15 protein-coding genes are annotated in these 14,915 nt (G+C 68.0%); 8 read left to right on the forward strand and 7 right to left on the reverse strand.

Translation table 11 applies throughout. The features are described 5' to 3' along the window. Positions 1–13: 13 nt before the first annotated feature. The 4 genes from IEX91_RS10350 (at position 14) to IEX91_RS10365 (ending at position 5,379) form a co-directional block, all read left to right on the forward strand. Positions 14–1,468 carry a DHH family phosphoesterase gene (locus IEX91_RS10350; RefSeq protein WP_188878811.1) on the forward strand — a complete coding sequence of 485 codons (1,455 nt, stop codon included), beginning with the start codon at positions 14–16 and terminating at the stop codon, positions 1,466–1,468. An 88-nt stretch (positions 1,469–1,556) separates the two neighbouring features. After that, positions 1,557–2,363 carry a CBS domain-containing protein gene (locus IEX91_RS10355; RefSeq protein ID WP_188878813.1) on the forward strand — a complete coding sequence of 269 codons (807 nt, stop codon included), beginning with the start codon at positions 1,557–1,559 and terminating at the stop codon, positions 2,361–2,363. Between the two features lie 283 nt (positions 2,364–2,646). Further along, on the forward strand, positions 2,647–4,647 hold the full coding sequence (acs, locus tag IEX91_RS10360) for an acetate--CoA ligase (RefSeq protein WP_188878815.1): 2,001 nt from the start codon (positions 2,647–2,649) through the stop codon (positions 4,645–4,647). Between the two features lie 66 nt (positions 4,648–4,713). Further along, on the forward strand, positions 4,714–5,379 hold the full coding sequence (locus IEX91_RS10365; protein WP_188878816.1) for a haloacid dehalogenase type II: 666 nt from the start codon (positions 4,714–4,716) through the stop codon (positions 5,377–5,379). Between the two features lie 6 nt (positions 5,380–5,385). Here the strand turns inward: IEX91_RS10365 and IEX91_RS10370 are convergent, their stop codons facing one another. The 6 genes from IEX91_RS10370 to coxB all read right to left on the reverse strand — a co-directional run bounded on the left by IEX91_RS10370 (position 5,386) and on the right by coxB (position 10,297). Continuing rightward, positions 5,386–5,682 carry a DUF7520 family protein gene (locus tag IEX91_RS10370; RefSeq protein WP_188878818.1) on the reverse strand — a complete coding sequence of 99 codons (297 nt, stop codon included), beginning with the start codon at positions 5,680–5,682 and terminating at the stop codon, positions 5,386–5,388. Between the two features lie 225 nt (positions 5,683–5,907). Continuing rightward, positions 5,908–7,671, reverse strand: a complete 1,764-nt coding sequence (locus IEX91_RS10375) for a cbb3-type cytochrome c oxidase subunit I (protein ID WP_188878820.1) — start codon at positions 7,669–7,671, stop codon at positions 5,908–5,910. A 73-nt stretch (positions 7,672–7,744) separates the two neighbouring features. After that, a complete protein-coding gene (locus IEX91_RS10380; protein ID WP_188878822.1) occupies positions 7,745–7,993 on the reverse strand; it encodes a DUF6684 family protein in 249 nt (82 codons plus the stop codon). Between the two features lie 46 nt (positions 7,994–8,039). After that, on the reverse strand, positions 8,040–8,396 hold the full coding sequence (locus IEX91_RS10385) for a DUF7541 family protein (RefSeq protein WP_188878824.1): 357 nt from the start codon (positions 8,394–8,396) through the stop codon (positions 8,040–8,042). A gap of 55 nt (positions 8,397–8,451) precedes the next feature. After that, positions 8,452–9,318 carry a cytochrome c oxidase subunit 3 gene (locus IEX91_RS10390; RefSeq protein ID WP_188878825.1) on the reverse strand — a complete coding sequence of 289 codons (867 nt, stop codon included), beginning with the start codon at positions 9,316–9,318 and terminating at the stop codon, positions 8,452–8,454. 115 nt (positions 9,319–9,433) lie between these two features. After that, entirely contained in the window at positions 9,434–10,297 is an 864-nt protein-coding gene (gene coxB / locus IEX91_RS10395; protein WP_188878827.1) for a cytochrome c oxidase subunit II, read from the reverse strand. Between the two features lie 139 nt (positions 10,298–10,436). On the opposite strand from coxB, the gene cyoE reads away from it, so the two are divergent. From cyoE to IEX91_RS10415, 4 genes are read left to right on the forward strand one after another with little or no spacing between them, the layout of a single operon-like run. Further along, positions 10,437–11,795, forward strand: coding sequence for a heme o synthase (cyoE, locus tag IEX91_RS10400; RefSeq protein ID WP_229772843.1), 1,359 nt, complete (start codon positions 10,437–10,439; stop codon positions 11,793–11,795). A 5-nt stretch (positions 11,796–11,800) separates the two neighbouring features. Next, positions 11,801–12,451, forward strand: a complete 651-nt coding sequence (locus IEX91_RS10405) for a DUF7546 family protein (RefSeq protein ID WP_188878831.1) — start codon at positions 11,801–11,803, stop codon at positions 12,449–12,451. Positions 12,452–12,500: 49 nt separating this feature from the next. After that, positions 12,501–13,421 (forward strand): ABC transporter ATP-binding protein, encoded by a 921-nt coding sequence (locus IEX91_RS10410; RefSeq protein ID WP_188878833.1) that lies wholly within the window; start codon positions 12,501–12,503, stop codon positions 13,419–13,421. Positions 13,422–13,473: 52 nt separating this feature from the next. Beyond that, entirely contained in the window at positions 13,474–14,238 is a 765-nt protein-coding gene (locus IEX91_RS10415; RefSeq protein ID WP_188878834.1) for an ABC transporter permease, read from the forward strand. Here IEX91_RS10415 and IEX91_RS10420 read toward each other — a convergent pair. Further along, a complete protein-coding gene (locus IEX91_RS10420) occupies positions 14,235–14,840 on the reverse strand; it encodes a DUF420 domain-containing protein (RefSeq protein ID WP_188878835.1) in 606 nt (201 codons plus the stop codon). The genes IEX91_RS10415 and IEX91_RS10420 overlap by 4 nt on opposite strands. Positions 14,841–14,915: the final 75 nt, after the last annotated feature.

Genomic DNA, 14,915 nt, shown 5'->3' on the forward strand with positions numbered 1-14,915 from the left:
AGAGCTAGGGCAGATGGTATCCCGTCTGGTGCTCGGCAGCGGGACGGTCGCGCACACCGTCCTGGAAGCGATCCGCGAGCGCCCCGGCGACCTGCTCGTTCTCGACCCCGACGAGAGCCGCATCGAGTCGCTACGGAACGAGAAGGTCGCCGCGGAGACGGCCGACGTCACCGACCCCGGCGCGCTCCTCGAACACGGGGACGGTCCCGACGTCGTCTTCGTCGCGAGCGACGACGCCGCGATGAACGCCCGCGCGGCCGAGGCGGCGGCGACGGCGTTCCCCGACGCCTACCTCGTCGCGTACACCGGCACCGGCGCGACCGCCGATGACCGGACGCGGCTGGGGGCGGCCGCGGATCGGGTGTGTTCGGCGGGTGGCGCCGTCGTCGACCACGTCGAGGCGGGCGTCGAGCGCGGGACGGACGCCCGAGCGCGTCACCTCCGGGAGACGCTCGAATCCGTGGACGGGCGACTGACGGTGCTCGCTCACGACAATCCCGATCCGGACGCGATCGCGGCCGCGATCGCGCTCTGTCGGATCGCGGAAGCGCTCGGGATCGACGCCGAACCGTGCTATTTCGGTGACATCAGCCACCAGGAGAACCGCGCGTTCGTCAATCTCCTCGAACTCGATCTCACGCGCCTCGACCCGGACGAGGCACACGACTTCGACGCGGTCGCGCTCGTCGATCACTCGGCGCCCGGTGTGAACGACCAGCTCGACCCCGAGACCGCGGTCGACATCGTGATCGACCACCACCCGCCGAAGGGCGACGTGACGGCGCCGTTCGCGGACATCCGCGAGGATATCGGTGCGACGAGCACGATCATGACGCAGTACCTCGACTGGTTCGGCATCGAGTACACCGAGGCGCTGTCGACGGCGCTCCTCTACGGCATCCGGATCGACACGAAGGACTTCAAGCGCGAGATCACACAGCAGGACTTCTCGGCGGCGGCCGCCCTCCTCCCCCACGCGGCCGTCGACGTCCTGGAGCGGATCGAGAGCCCGTCGATCAGCGCGGACACCTTCGAGGTCGTCGCGCGCGGCATCCGGAACCGCGAGGTCGAAGGCGACGTGCTCACGTCCTGCGTCGGTGCGATCTCCGATCGGGACGCGATCGCACAGGCCGCCGACCGCCTGCTCGCCATCCAGGGGGTGACGATCACGTTCGTCTACGGCTTCATGGACGGGACGATCTACGCCTCGGCGCGCGGGCGGGGCAACGACGTGGATCTCGGTGAGGTGCTCCGCGTCGCGTTCGACGGCGTCGGGAGCGCGGGCGGGCACACCGACATGGCGGGCGCACAGCTCCCGCTCGGCGTCTTCGACGCCGTTCAGGAGGACGAGGGGGAGACGCTGGCGTCGGTGCTCGAGGGCGCGATCACGCCGCGGTTCTTCGAGGCGGTGCGCGACGCGGCGAGCGGGGACGGGCTGGCGCCGGTGGGCGACGCGACCGCGGAGTAGCGTCGGGCGACGCCGACGGGCCGGAGGTCGGCCGGGGGTCTCGATGTGGCAACGCGTTTTTGTCCGTCGACCGCATCGAACCGACACGATGGACGAACCGCTCGACGTCGACGCCGGTGGGAAACCACGGGTCCGAGATTACATGACGCGGGACGTCGCTACCGTCGCGCCGGAGGACACCGTCGCCGACGTCTCGCGACGTATCGTCGAGAGCGACGGCCACAACGGCTTCCCGGTGACGCAGGGACGGAAGGTCGAGGGGTTCGTCACGGCGCGCGATCTGCTCCTCGCCGACGACGTCACGCCGATGTTCCGCGTGATGTCCGACGACCTGCTCGTCGCGCACCCGGAGATGGACGTCAACGACGCGGCGCGCGTCATCCTCCGCTCGGGCATCCAGAAGCTCCCGGTGGTAGACGACGCGGGAACGCTCGTCGGCATCATCTCGAACGCCGACGTCATCCGCTCCCAGATCGAACGCGCGACCCCCGAGAAGGTCGGGAAGCTCCTGCGAACGCTGGAGACGATCCACGACGTAGACGCGAGCGAGGAGCGCCGCGAGGTGGCGATCGCGGACCTCGTGCCGACGCAGGGGAAAGTGTACGCCGACGAACTGGAGGGGCGACGCTACGAGATCGAGCACGGCCTCACGGAACCCCTCGTCGTCATCGATAACGGCGGCGACCTCCTGCTCGCGGACGGCCACCACCGCGCGATGGCCGCACACACGATGGACGTCGAGACGATGGACGCGTACGTCATCGTCCTCGGCACGCGCGTCGATCTCGGGATGGCGCGCACGGCCAGCGAGGAGGGCTTGGAGTCGGTCGAGGACGTGAACGTCGTCGACTACGCGCGCCACCCGCTCGTCGAGACGACCGAACGCTTCCAGTAACTTCGGCGGGCGTCGAGAGCCGAGTTACGGTCTGTCGACGACGCGGTCCAGTGCACATCGCACCCGGCGGGGGACGGTCTCTTCTCGGAGGACGGACGTCGATCGCGCTATGCTCGTCGACAGCTTCAGCCCCGTCGGTCCGCGGCCGCGGGCGTATGCCCGTCTCCAACCACTCCATAATCATACATTTCTGCTCCCCGAGCCGCGACGCGAAACGGCCTATAAACCCTCACGATCCTTTGGTAAGTTTTATACTCAGATTAGTTCATCGTACACACGAACTATGGCTGACGAGGATCCCGCGGACGACGTGGAGCTCGAAGCACGACTGGCCGATCAGGGCGTCTTCGAGCCGCCGGAATCGTTCGTCGAGCAGGCCAACGTCACGGACGCGGGAATCTACGAGGAGTTCGAGGAGAACTGGCCCGAGTGCTGGGAGGGCGCCGCGGACCTCCTCTCGTGGGACGACGACTACGATCAGGTGCTCGACGACTCGAACCCGCCGTTCTACGAGTGGTTCACCGGCGGAACGCTGAACGCCTCCTACAACTGTATCGACCGACACTTGCCCGAGCGCGCCGACGAGGCCGCCCTCGAATGGATCGGCGAGCCCGTCGAGGAGGACAATCGCTCGATCACCTACGAGGAGCTCCACCGGGAGGTCAACGAGGCCGCCGCTCTCCGCGATCTCGGGGTCGGCGAGGACGACGTCGTCACCCTCTACATGCCGATGATCCCGCAACTTCCCATCGCCATGCTCGCCTGCGCGCGTATCGGCGCGCCCCACTCGGTCGTCTTCGCCGGCTTCTCGGCCGAGGCGCTCGCCACGCGGATGAACGCCGCCGACTCCGAGTACCTCGTCACCTGCGACGGCTACTACCGGCGCGGCGACCCCCTCGATCACCTCGACAAGACCAACGAGGGGCTCGCGGACGTCGATCACGACGTCGAGACGGTCGTGGTCGATCGCCTCGGCCCGAACGGCGACGACTTCGGCCACGACCTCGACGAGGACGAACACGACTACGCCGACCTCGTGGCCGACCACGCCGGCGCGACGGTCGAGCCGGTCGCGCGCGACGCGGAGGACATGCTCTTCCTCATGTACACCTCCGGGACCACCGGCCAACCGAAGGGGGTGAAACACACGACGGCGGGCTATCTCGCGTGGACGGCGTGGACCTCGCAGGCCGTCCTCGACGTCAAACCCGAGGACACCTACTTCTGCTCGGCGGACATCGGGTGGATCACCGGCCACTCCTACATCGTCTACGGCCCCCTCGCCCTCGGGACGACGTCGATGATGTACGAGGGGACGCCGGACTACCCGACGCGCGAGCGCCTCTGGCAGATCATCGAGGAGTACGAAGCCGACCAACTCTACACCGCCCCCACCGCCATCCGATCGTTCATGAAGTGGGGCGCGGAATACCCCGCGAACAACGACCTCTCCTCGCTGCGGTTGCTCGGGACGGTCGGCGAACCGATCAACCCCCGCGCGTGGAAGTGGTACTACAAGCACATCGGCGGCGAGGAGTGCCCGGTAGTCGACACGTGGTGGCAGACGGAGACCGGCGGTCACATGGTGACGACGCTCCCCGGCGTTAACGACATGAAGCCCGGGAGCGCCGGTCCCGCGCTCCCTGGCCTCGACGTCGAGATCGTCGACACGAACGCCGAGGAAGTCGAGCCCGGCCGCGCCGGCTATCTGACCGTCCAGAAGCCGTGGCCCGGGATGCTGCGCACGCTCTACAAGAACGACGAGCGGTTCATCGACGAGTATTGGGCGGAGTACTCCGACACCGACTCTGACGACCCCGAGGACTGGGTCTACTTCCCCGAGGACGGCGCGAAGGTCGACGACGAGGACTACATCACCGTCCTCGGCCGCGTCGACGACGTGATCAACGTCTCCGGGCACCGACTCGGGACCATGGAGATCGAGTCCGCGATCGTCGGCGTCGACGGCGTCGCCGAGGCCGCCGTCGTCGGCGGCGACCACGACTTGAAGGGCGAAGCGGTCTACGCCTACGTCATCCTCGAAGACGGCTACGAAGGAAACGACGAGATGCGCGCCGCCATCGTCGAGGGCGTCGAGGACGCCATCGGTCCCATCGCACGCCCCGAGGAGGTCGTCTTCACGCCCGAGCTCCCGAAGACCCGATCCGGGAAGATCATGCGCCGCCTCCTCGAGGACATCGCCAACGACGAGGAGCTGGGCGACACCTCGACGCTTCAGAACCCCGGTATCGTCGACGACATCCGCTCGAAGTCCGACGACTGACGCGGCGATCACGGCCCCCGTCCGGGCCACACGGTTTAGGGAGCCGGCCGTCCAACTGTTCTGAGTATGGCCGACGAGGCGCTCTGTTTCGACATGTACGGCACGCTCTGCGACGTCTCCAGCGTCGCGGACGCGATTGAGCGCGAACTCGATATTCCGGGCGGACTCGCCGCGGACGTCGACGCGCTCTGGCGTTCGAAACAGATCGAGTACGCGTATCACCGTGGGGCGATGGATCGCTACGAGCCGTTCGACGTCGTGACGCGCGACGCGCTCGGGTACGCCCTCGACTACTACGGACTCGACGTCGCCGCGACGGACGCCCTCCTCTCCGCGTACGACGATCTCGATCCGTATCCCGACGTGCTCGACGCCCTCGATAGGCTCACCGACGAACGCGACGCCGTCGTCTTCTCGAACGGTACGCCGGCGATGCTCGATCGGCTCGCGGCGAACGCGGGGATCGACGCGCGCGTGGACGGGCTCGTGAGTGCGGACGACGCCGGCGCGCTCAAACCCGACCCCGCGGTGTACGAACACGTCGCGAGCGAACTCGATCGCCCGCTCCCCGCCTGTCGGCTCGTGTCCTCGAACGGCTGGGACGTCGCGGGCGCGAGCGCCGCCGGCATGGCGACGGCGTGGGTGAACCGCGACAACGACCCCGCGGAGCGCGTCGGCGGGGACGCCGACGTGGTCGTCGAGGACCTCGTCGCGCTCGCCGACGTGCTCTGATCGCCGTTATCCCTCCTCGTTCGGCTCCGCGTCCGCCGGCGTCGCGTCGTCGTACCGGGAGGCGTACGCGACGAGCGCCAACACCACGCCGAACGACAGCCCGACCATCACCGCACCGTAGATCGCGAGGTTCAGCGGCGTCAGCGCGAACGTGATCGGCCCGAGCGAGCCGACGGTGCCGTCGAGGGCGTTCGGCTGTACGACGTAGCCGAGGATGTAGCCGAAGAGCGCAGAGACGACTACCGCGACAGCGGCAATGAGGAAGACGACGCGACGACCGGCGATAGACGCGAGCGTACTCACACCCCGTCATCGGTCCCGGAGGCGATTAGCCTTTGCCGTCGCCGACCGTTCGTCCCCGTATGGAAGAGAAGGAGAAACTGCTGCTCACGCTGTACGGCGTCGCCACCGCGATGATGGTCGCCACGTTCCTCGTCGTCATCACGTAACGAACGACGAGTCGACGTCGAACTCGAGAACTGAAGACCGAAGCCGAGACCGGAATCGAAACGGCGAGTCGCGCGTCCGTCAGTCGGCCGCGTTCCGCTCGGCGTCGTCCGCGTCTTCCTCACCGCCGTCGGCGAGCATCGTCTGTCGCTTCCCCTCGTACCACTTCCACTCGTTGCTGAACTGATCGGACTGCTTGAGGTTCCACGGGTCGCCGGAGTCGACTCGCTTACCGTACAGCGCCGACTGCCAGATGTTCCAGACGAAGGCGACCACGCCGAACGTCATGATGAACGCACCGACGGTGGCGACGGCGTGCCAGGTCATGAACTTCGGCAGGTACGTCGCGTACCGGCGGGGCATCCCGCCGTAGCCGAGGATCAGCATGGCGATGAACGTGACGTTCCCGCCGATGATGGAGAGCCAGAAGTGCCAGAGCGCGAGGCGCCGGTCGTACATCCGACCCGTCATGATCGGGAACCAGTAGTACATCGCCGCGAAGAGCGCGAAGCCGATCGCGCCGAAGACGATGAAGTGGAAGTGCCCGACGACGTAGTAGGTGTCCTGCATCACGAGGTCGAACGGGACGGCGGCGAGGAAGACGCCGGTGACGCCGCCGATGATGAAGTTCTGGACGAAACCGACCGAGAACAGCATCGGTGCGGTCATCCGCAGCTTCCCGTTCCACAGCGTCGTGATCCAGTTGAACACCTTCACCGCGGAGGGTATCCCGATCGCCAACGAGATCGCCATGAACGAGGCGGTGAGTCGCGGGTTCATCCCCGTCGTGAACATGTGGTGCGCCCACACGCCGAAGGAGAGGATGCCGATGGCGAGCGTCGAGTAGACGATGAACTTGAACCCGAAGAGCTTGCGGCCCGCGAACTTCGGGAGGATGAGACTAACGAGCCCCATCGGCGGCAGGACGAGGATGTACACCTCCGGATGGCCGAAGAACCAGAAGAGGTGCTGCCAGAGCATCGCGCCCCCACCTTCGCCGGCGAAGAACATCGTCCCGAAGTTCCGATCGAGCAGCAGCATCGTGACCGCGGCGGTCAGGATCGGGAAGGCGAACAGGATGAGCCCACCCTGCGTGAGGATCGTCCAGCTGAAGATGTCGAGCTTGCTCCACGGGACGTTCACGCTGTCGCGCTCGGCGACGATGGTGGCGATGAAGTTGATCGCGCCCATCGTCGTCGAGAACCCGGAGAGGTGGAACCCAAGGAGGAAGACGTCGACGCCCGTCCCCTGCATCGTGCTGGAGAGGGGCGTGTAGAGCGTCCAGCTCGTCTTCGCGGCCTGGATGTCGATTCCGACGAGCGGCAGGAAGAAGCCCGCCCACATCAGGATCGTGGCGAACGGGAGGATCCAGAACGCGATGGCGTTGATCCGTGGGAACGCCATGTCGTCGGCGTCGACGAGCAGCGGCACCATGTAGTTCGCGAAGCCGAAGATGAGCGGGGCGGCGAACAGGAACAGCATCGTGATGCCGTGCGTGGTGAGCAGGGCGTTGTAGAGCCCGACCCCGCCGAACGAGGCCAAGAAGTCCATCCCCGGCGTCGTGAGCTCGACGCGCATGAGCATCGCCGTGATCCCGCCCCAGGCGAACGCGACGATGCCGAAGAGCGAGTAGAGGATGCCGAGGTCCTTGTGGTCAACGGTGGTGAGCCACCGAGTCAGTCCAGCCGGTTTCTCTTCGTGCCCGTGCCCGGTGCTTTCGCCGTAGCCGCCCCCGCCGACAGGCGTGTACGCCTGCCAGTCTTCGAGGCGGGTCAGCCACCCCGCCACGACCAGGAGCAGCAGCCCCATCAGCACCGAGAATACGAGTTCGGGGGAGACTGCCATGTTCGGCAGTGGGGGTCCCACGGTAAAGAAAGGTACGGGTTCGCCCGTCGCACGGCGACGAACTGTCCGCCGATTACGGCCCGACTTCGATGTCTTCTTCCACCTCGATCCGGCGCGCGGCGGCGTACGTCAGGATCGAGAGTCCGATGAACGGGAGGACGAGCAGTGCGTACTGAAGCACGCGGCTGAACGTCGTGTCGTTCGCCCACGGGTTGACGACGAGGAAGACGGCCGCGAAGACGACGATCACGGCGAGCGGGATGATGTTCACCGCGATGTCGAGGAGGACCTCTTTTTCGAACACGCTGGATTTCGCCTTCATTGCGTGAGCGTGCGGTCCCCGAGCAAATATATGTTGAGGGTTTCCCTCAGAGGTAGCCCCGCTCGTAGCAGCAGAACCCGACGGCGGCGAGGACCGCGATCCCGCCCGCGCCGGCGAGCGCGGCCCCGCGGTTGAACCGTCCGACGGTGAGGAGCGCGGCGCCGACCCCGCCGACGAACAGCCCGACACCGAGCGACGACGGCCACAGCGAGTCGACGTACCCGGACTCCCGGAGAATCCCGACGACGCTCGCCTCCAAGAGGAGGACGCCACCGACCCCGACGGGGAGGAGGTAGTTGCCGAGGAACACGCCGAACTCGGTGAGGACGAGTCCGAGCGCGACGAACACCGGCCACGGGCTCGCGCGAGTGTACTGTTCGCTCAGGCCCGGTTGCTCTTCCATACCGATGCGTTGGGGCGCGGACGTAAGAAGCGTATCGCTCCGGGATCGCCGCGTCTCAGAAGGGACTGAACTCCGTCCCGAAGACGGAGCCGATGTAGACGACGGCGACGAGGAACAGCCAGATGGCGTCGACGAAGTGCCAGTACCACGAGACGGTCGTGACGGAGACGTGCCGATCGGCGTCGTAGTGCCCGCGAAGCCCGCGCACGAGGAGGATGGCGAGCAGGAGTGCGCCGAAGGACACGTGGATCCCGTGGATGCCGGTGAGCCCGAAGAAGCCGCTGGCGAAGACCCCAGAGGTGAGAGTGAATCCCTCGTGGACGATGAACTCGTAGTACTCGTAGATCTGCCCCCCGATGAAGACGATCCCGCAGAGCAAGGTGACGAGGAGCCCCTGTACGAACCGCTGGTGGTTCCCCTTCTGGAGGTGGCCCTCGGCCCAGTGGATGGTGAAACTGGAGAACACGAGCAGGACCGTGTTGATCACGAGGACGCTCGTGAGGATGCCGCTCTCGGGGAGGTATTCGGTGTGCCAGCCACCGGTGCGGATGAAGAAGTAGTACGCGAACCCGGCGCCGAACGTGGCGATGTCGGTCCCGAGGAACAGCAACATCCCGAGGCGGAGCGACGCGCCGCCGTTGTGCGAGCCCCGGTCCCAGAAGTCGACGACGAACGCCTGATAGATCCAGCCGAACATCCCGAGGATCGTGACGGCCCAGCCCGCGACGAACGCACCGAGGCCGACGCTCGACGAGACGAGGTCAGTACCGCGTCCGATCACGTAGAGCGATGCGCCGGTGTAGACGACCAAGAGCCCGATGGCCGTGACGAACGGCCACCAGCTCGCCTCGCCGTAGCCGCGCGGCCAGTCGCGGACGGCGGGCAAGAAGTGTCCGTGGTCTTCGCTTTCCTCCGTAGCCATATACTGGCGGGTAACGCGGGATACGATAAAAAACCTCCCAACTGGCTCCGCCGGCGACGTCGAGACCGATCGCTACGGACTCGGGTGGAAACGGTGAGAACGGAAGGGAGCGGCGTTAGACAGACGGGGCCGCGAGCGCTGCCGTCTCGTCGGTCGCCGTGGCGTTCATCGCGGTCTCGTTCGTGGCCGTCGCCGTCGCGTTCGAGGACTCGTCGCTACTCGATCCGCTCGCTTCTTCTCGGGCCTGTTGGGCCTGCTCGCTCGCCCACTGCTCGTATTCCGACTGGTCTTTCACGATGACGTCGGCGAGCATGTTGGAGTGGCCGGCCCCACAGAACTCCGCACAGTAGAGCACGTACGGCTCCTCGCGGACGGAGTCCTCGTTGATCTCCGTGGCGATGTACGTCGTCCGGGCGGGGAAGGCGTCCTTCTTCAGCCCCAGCGCGGGGATGTGGACCGCGTGGAGGACGTCGCGTGACGTGATTCGTAACACCACCTGTTTCTCGGCGGGGAGCACGAGATTCTCGGACGTGAAGTTCGTCCCGTTGTGCTGGTAGTGGAACTGCCACGACCACTGGTAGGAGTCGACGTGGACGACGGTCGTGTCGGGTTGTTCCATCATCTGCTGGGAGTCCTCCTGAGAGGCGAGGACGTACGGCGACCCCATCGCGCCGTAGGCGACGAGGCCGACGAACAGCAGGACGACCGCGGTCGCGGCGGTCCAGGTGATCTCGAGGCGACGGTTCTCCTGAGTGGGCTTCGCTTCGTCGGCCTTCCGGAACTTCCAGATGGCGTAGAAGAGGACCCCCTCGACGATGATCGTGATGGGGAGCGCGACGGCGAGCAGCAGGTTGCTGACGTTGTCGATGTACTGGCTCGTCACGGACGACGCCGCGGCTGCCGGTTGTGCGGCGACGACGAACGGCACCAGCCCCATCAGCCCCATCGTCAGGACGGACGAGAGCCGCTTCCGGGACATTGCTACCCGATCGTTGGGAAGTGCCGGACAAGTAACTACCGACTCGGGCTCCGTGGGCGGGAGTCGGGGGGGATAAGTACGCCCCGACCCAACCTCCGATAGAGTCATCGTGCGACCGATACGCCCCCGTCTCTCCCACGTGCTCGTCGTCGCCGTCCTCGGCGTCTACGCACTCCTCGTCGTCGGCGCGACGACGGCGCTGACGGACGCCGCCGCAGCCTGTCGGACGTGGCCGGCCTGCGACGGTCAGTGGTTCGCACTCACCTCCTTCCCGCTGGAGGTCGTCTGGGCGCACCGCCTCCTCGCGGCCCTCGTCGCGCTCCTCCTCGTGGGAACGATCGGGCTCGCGTACGTTCGAGACGCCGACACCCGCGTCCTCGCCGCGATCGGCGTCGCGCTCGTCTGCTATCCCCTCCAAGTGGCGGTCGGCGCGCTCGCCGCGACCGACTCCGTCGCGTACGTCCCGGCGATCCACCTCGGCTTGGGAGTCGCCATCTTCTCCGCGCTCGTCGTCGCGCTCGCGTGGGCGCTCGAATCGCGGACGGCGCACAAGCCCTCCGCCGAGTGGGACGGCGAACCGAAGGACGGGAGCGATCCCGCGCCGGCGTCGGTCGCGTCGTCGCCCGACGACCTCGGGTGGCGGGCGCTCGCGGGAGCCTATTTCCGGATGATGAAGCCGCGGCTGATGTGGCTGCTCTGCCTCGTCGCTTCGGCGGGGATGGCGCTCTCGGCCGGTCCCGCGCTCACCGTGCGGACGGTCGTCCTCACCCTCCTCGGTGGCGTCCTCTCGATCGGCGCGAGCGGGACGTTCAACCACGTCTTGGAGCGCGACGTCGACCGGAAGATGAACCGCACCGCGGACCGCCCGCTCGCGAACGACGCGATCCCGAAGCGAAACGCGCTCGCCTTCGGTGCGTTCCTCGCGCTCGCCTCGCTCGCGGTCTTCTCTCAGATCGGCCTCCTCACCGCCTTCCTCGGGCTGACCGCGATCGTCTTCTACTCCGTCGTCTACACGCTCGTGCTGAAGCCGAACACGGTCCAGAACACCGTCATCGGGGGCATAGCGGGCGCGCTTCCGGCGCTCATCGGCTCGGCGGCCGTCACGGGCTCGATCGGGCTCCCCGCGCTCGCGCTCGCTGGCCTCATCTTCCTCTGGACGCCCGCCCATTTCTACAACCTCGCGCTCGCCTACCGCGACGACTACGAGCGCGGGGGGTTCCCGATGATGCCCGTCGTTCGCGGGGCCGCGGTCACGCGCAAGCACATCGTCGGCTGGCTCGGCGCGACGCTCGTCGGCGCGGCCGCCCTCGCCGCCGTGACTGACCTCGGGTGGCTGTACGCCGCGACGGTCGTCGCCCTCGGCGGCGTCTTCCTCTGGATGGTCGTCCGTCTCCACGAGGAGCGCGATCGGGCGGCCGCGATGCGCGCGTTCCACGCCTCGAACGCGTTCCTCGGCGCGACGCTCGTCGCCGTCCTCGTCGACGCGCTCGTACTCTGAAACCGATGTACCGGCTCATCGATCGCGCCGTCCCGACGCCCGACGCCGCGACGCTGCTCCGCTGGGCCGCGGTGGTGAACGCGGAGATCCTGGTGACACTCGCGTACGTCGTCCTCTCCCCGAACACCCCGACGGACCCCCTGATCTACGTCTACCCGTGGGTGTGGGTGAACGTCGCCGTTTGGGGGGTCCTGCGCGTCCGACCGACGCCGACGTCGCGGCGCGCCCGCTGGGCCGCCGCCATCGTCGGCGTCGCGTACTTCCTGCTGGTCGGCTACGCCGGCGGCCTCTACCACCTCTCGGGTGCGGGGCTCGGGTTCTCCACGCACTGGCTCCCGCCCGGGTGGGGGCCGACGCCGGTCTACAGCGCGTCCGCGTTCACCCTCGTCCTCATGCCGTTCAAGGTCGTCGGGTACGTCGCGCTCGCCTACCTCGTCTCCGTCACCGTCCGGGACGCCTCGGCGTCCGCTCTCTCGGGTCTCGTCGGCCTCGTCTCCTGTGTCTCCTGTACGTGGCCGGTGCTCGCCACGCTCGCCACCGGGCTCTTCGGGAGCGCGTCGGCCCTCTCGTCGATCGCCATGACGCGGGCGTACGGCGTCTCGACGGTCGTCTTCGTCGTCTCGGTCATCGCGCTGACGTGGCGGCCGACGCGCTGACGCGAGAGCGATACCCTTACCGCACAGCCGCGCCCACGTTCGGGTAGTGATGGCTCCGGCTGTGGTCGCCGACGACGTCTCCGAGAGCTACGGTGACACCGTCGCGCTCGACGGCGTCTCGCTCGCCGTCGAGGCGGGCGAGGTGTTCGCGCTGATCGGGCCGAACGGCGCCGGAAAGACGACGCTCACCCGCTGTCTCACGGGCACGCGGACGCCCGACGGAGGGCGAGTCGAACTGCTCGGCAGCCCGCCGATCGAGGCCGCAAGGGAGCGTCTCGGCCTGCTCCCGCAGGACTTCGACCCGCCGGATCGGCTGAGCGCGCGCGAGCTCGTCGCCTACTACGCGGGGCTCTACGACGACGCGCGCGCTCCCGACTCCCTCCTCCGGACGGTCGGGATGGACCCCGACACCGACACGTGGTACGGCGACATGAGCGGCGGCGAGCAGCGCCGCACGTGCGTCGCGGCGTCGCTCGCCAACGACCCCGACGTCCTCTTCGTTGACGAGCCGACGACGGGCATCGATCCCGCGGGGCGGCGCGCGCTCTGGGACGTCTTCGAGGACCTCGCGGACGCCGGCACCACGGTCTTCCTCACGACGCACTACATGGCGGAGGCCGAGCGCCTCGCGGACCGCGTCGGTCTCCTCGCCGACGGCTCGCTCGTCGCCACCGGGACGCCTGACGATCTGATCGCCGCGTACGGCGGCGAGCAGTACCTCGCCGTCGAGACAGACGCCGACCCCGGTGCGGTGGACGACCTCGGCTACGAAGTCACGCGCGCGGGCGACGAACTGCGTGTCCTGGGCGTCCCGCCCGAGGCCATCGGCGACGTCGCCGCGGCGCTCGACGCCCGCGGCGTCCCGTTCGACGCCCTCTCGTGGACGGAGCCCGACTTGGAGGACGTCTACCTCCGGCTCGCCGACGGTCCGGGCGCCGCCGGGGCCGACGAGACGGAGGTGACGGCGTGAGCCGTCTCGCGTCGCGCGACCCGACCGACGCCCGCACGTCGAGGTGGGTCGCGTGAGTCGGTCCGCGCGGATCGCCGCCGAGGCGCGCGCCGCCTACAAGTCGTTCGTCCGGCGGCGGGTCGCGGTCTTCTTCACGTTCTTCTTTCCGATCCTCCTGATCGTCATCTTCGCGGGGCTCGTCCGCACCGGCGGGGGCGGCACGGGCCTGTTCAGTCAGCCGCCGGGCTACTACGTTCCCGCGTACCTCGCGGTCGTCGTCCTCTTCACGCCGCTCTCGCGCCTCGGTAGCGAGGTGGCGCGCTTCCGCGAGGGCAATCGCTTCGAGAAGCTCGCCGCGTCGCCGATGCGCCGCTGGGAGTGGCTCATCGCCCAGACGGCCATCAACACCGCGCTCATCGCGGTGGCCTGTGCCGCGCTGCTCGCGCTCCTCGCCGCGACGGGCGCGCAGTTCCGCCTCTCCCCGTGGCTCGTTCCCTTCGTCCTCACCGGCTCGGTGTTGTTCTGCGGGGTCGGCGCGATCCTCGGCGCGCTCGCCGACAGCCAGGACGGCGCGATCACGGCGTCGAACGGCGTCGCGCTCCCGCTGTTGTTCCTCTCGAACACCTTCTTAGGGCCCGCGTCGCTCCCCGCGTGGTTCCGTCCGGTGACGGACCTCTCGCCGCTCAGCTACTTCGCGTACGGCGTGCGCGCGGCGACCTACCCGGGGAACCACACCGGCTGGCCGGGCTCCGTCGGTGCGGACTACGCGGTGTTGCTCGTCCTCGCGATCGTCGCGTTCGCCCTCGGCGCGTGGCTGCTCCCGTGGACCGAGCGCTAGCGCGCCATCGGAACCCACGAGTAGACGTGGTTCAGCATCCAGTAGGTGACGACGCCGAGGCCGAGGCTGAGCGTCCACGCGACGACGGCGATCTTCCCCGCGGTCGGGTGCGACGTGTTCGGCAGTTCGTTCGTGTCGTGGGTGAGCCCGAGGACGACCGCGTGGAGGACGACCGGGACGGAGACGACGCTCAGGAGGATGTGGACGGCGAGCATGGCGAGGTAGGCGACGTGCACGACGTCCGCGTACTGCCAGAGGAACTGCCCCTGTTCGATGACGATGCGCTTCTCGAAGCCGCCCCCGACCTTCCAGAGGTAGAGCACGAGGAAGGCCATGATGAGCGCGAACGCCGTCAACATCGCCGTCCGATGCGCGCGAACCTTGCCGTTTCGGATGCAGTAGTAGCCGACGAGGAGCGCGGTGAGCGCGCAGGTGTTGACGACGGCGATGAGGTCGGAGAAGAGCAACACCGTGTCCCGGCTGATCTCGGGGAAGATCGGCACGACGCCGGCGAACGTCCCGATGACGAGCGCGTAGCCGACGACGGAGACGACGGCCGTGACCCACCGTGGGCGGGCGCGGACCGCGCCGCGTACGTTCATACGTCGGATTGCCGTGCGCGCGCCTTATCCTGTACGCTTCGCGTCGCGGCCGTCCCGTCCGCGTCGCCGTCCCGT

This window comes from Halarchaeum nitratireducens (genome assembly GCF_014647155.1).
GTDB lineage: Archaea > Halobacteriota > Halobacteria > Halobacteriales > Halobacteriaceae > Halarchaeum > Halarchaeum nitratireducens.

What these genes read in the sequence shown, in the direction of transcription:
- IEX91_RS10405 (WP_188878831.1), top strand. Translation starts at nt 11,801, where the DNA reads ATGTACCGGCTCATCGATCGCGCCGTCCCGACGCCCGACGCCGCGACG.
- IEX91_RS10350 (WP_188878811.1), top strand. Translation starts at nt 14, where the DNA reads ATGGTATCCCGTCTGGTGCTCGGCAGCGGGACGGTCGCGCACACCGTC.
- IEX91_RS10410 (WP_188878833.1), top strand. Translation starts at nt 12,501, where the DNA reads ATGGCTCCGGCTGTGGTCGCCGACGACGTCTCCGAGAGCTACGGTGAC.
- IEX91_RS10380 (WP_188878822.1), bottom strand. Translation starts at nt 7,993, where the DNA reads ATGAAGGCGAAATCCAGCGTGTTCGAAAAAGAGGTCCTCCTCGACATC.
- coxB (WP_188878827.1), bottom strand. Translation starts at nt 10,297, where the DNA reads ATGTCCCGGAAGCGGCTCTCGTCCGTCCTGACGATGGGGCTGATGGGG.
- acs (WP_188878815.1), top strand. Translation starts at nt 2,647, where the DNA reads ATGGCTGACGAGGATCCCGCGGACGACGTGGAGCTCGAAGCACGACTG.
- IEX91_RS10375 (WP_188878820.1), bottom strand. Translation starts at nt 7,671, where the DNA reads ATGGCAGTCTCCCCCGAACTCGTATTCTCGGTGCTGATGGGGCTGCTG.
- IEX91_RS10385 (WP_188878824.1), bottom strand. Translation starts at nt 8,396, where the DNA reads ATGGAAGAGCAACCGGGCCTGAGCGAACAGTACACTCGCGCGAGCCCG.
- IEX91_RS10355 (WP_188878813.1), top strand. Translation starts at nt 1,557, where the DNA reads ATGGACGAACCGCTCGACGTCGACGCCGGTGGGAAACCACGGGTCCGA.
- IEX91_RS10365 (WP_188878816.1), top strand. Translation starts at nt 4,714, where the DNA reads ATGGCCGACGAGGCGCTCTGTTTCGACATGTACGGCACGCTCTGCGAC.
- IEX91_RS10420 (WP_188878835.1), bottom strand. Translation starts at nt 14,840, where the DNA reads ATGAACGTACGCGGCGCGGTCCGCGCCCGCCCACGGTGGGTCACGGCC.
- IEX91_RS10390 (WP_188878825.1), bottom strand. Translation starts at nt 9,318, where the DNA reads ATGGCTACGGAGGAAAGCGAAGACCACGGACACTTCTTGCCCGCCGTC.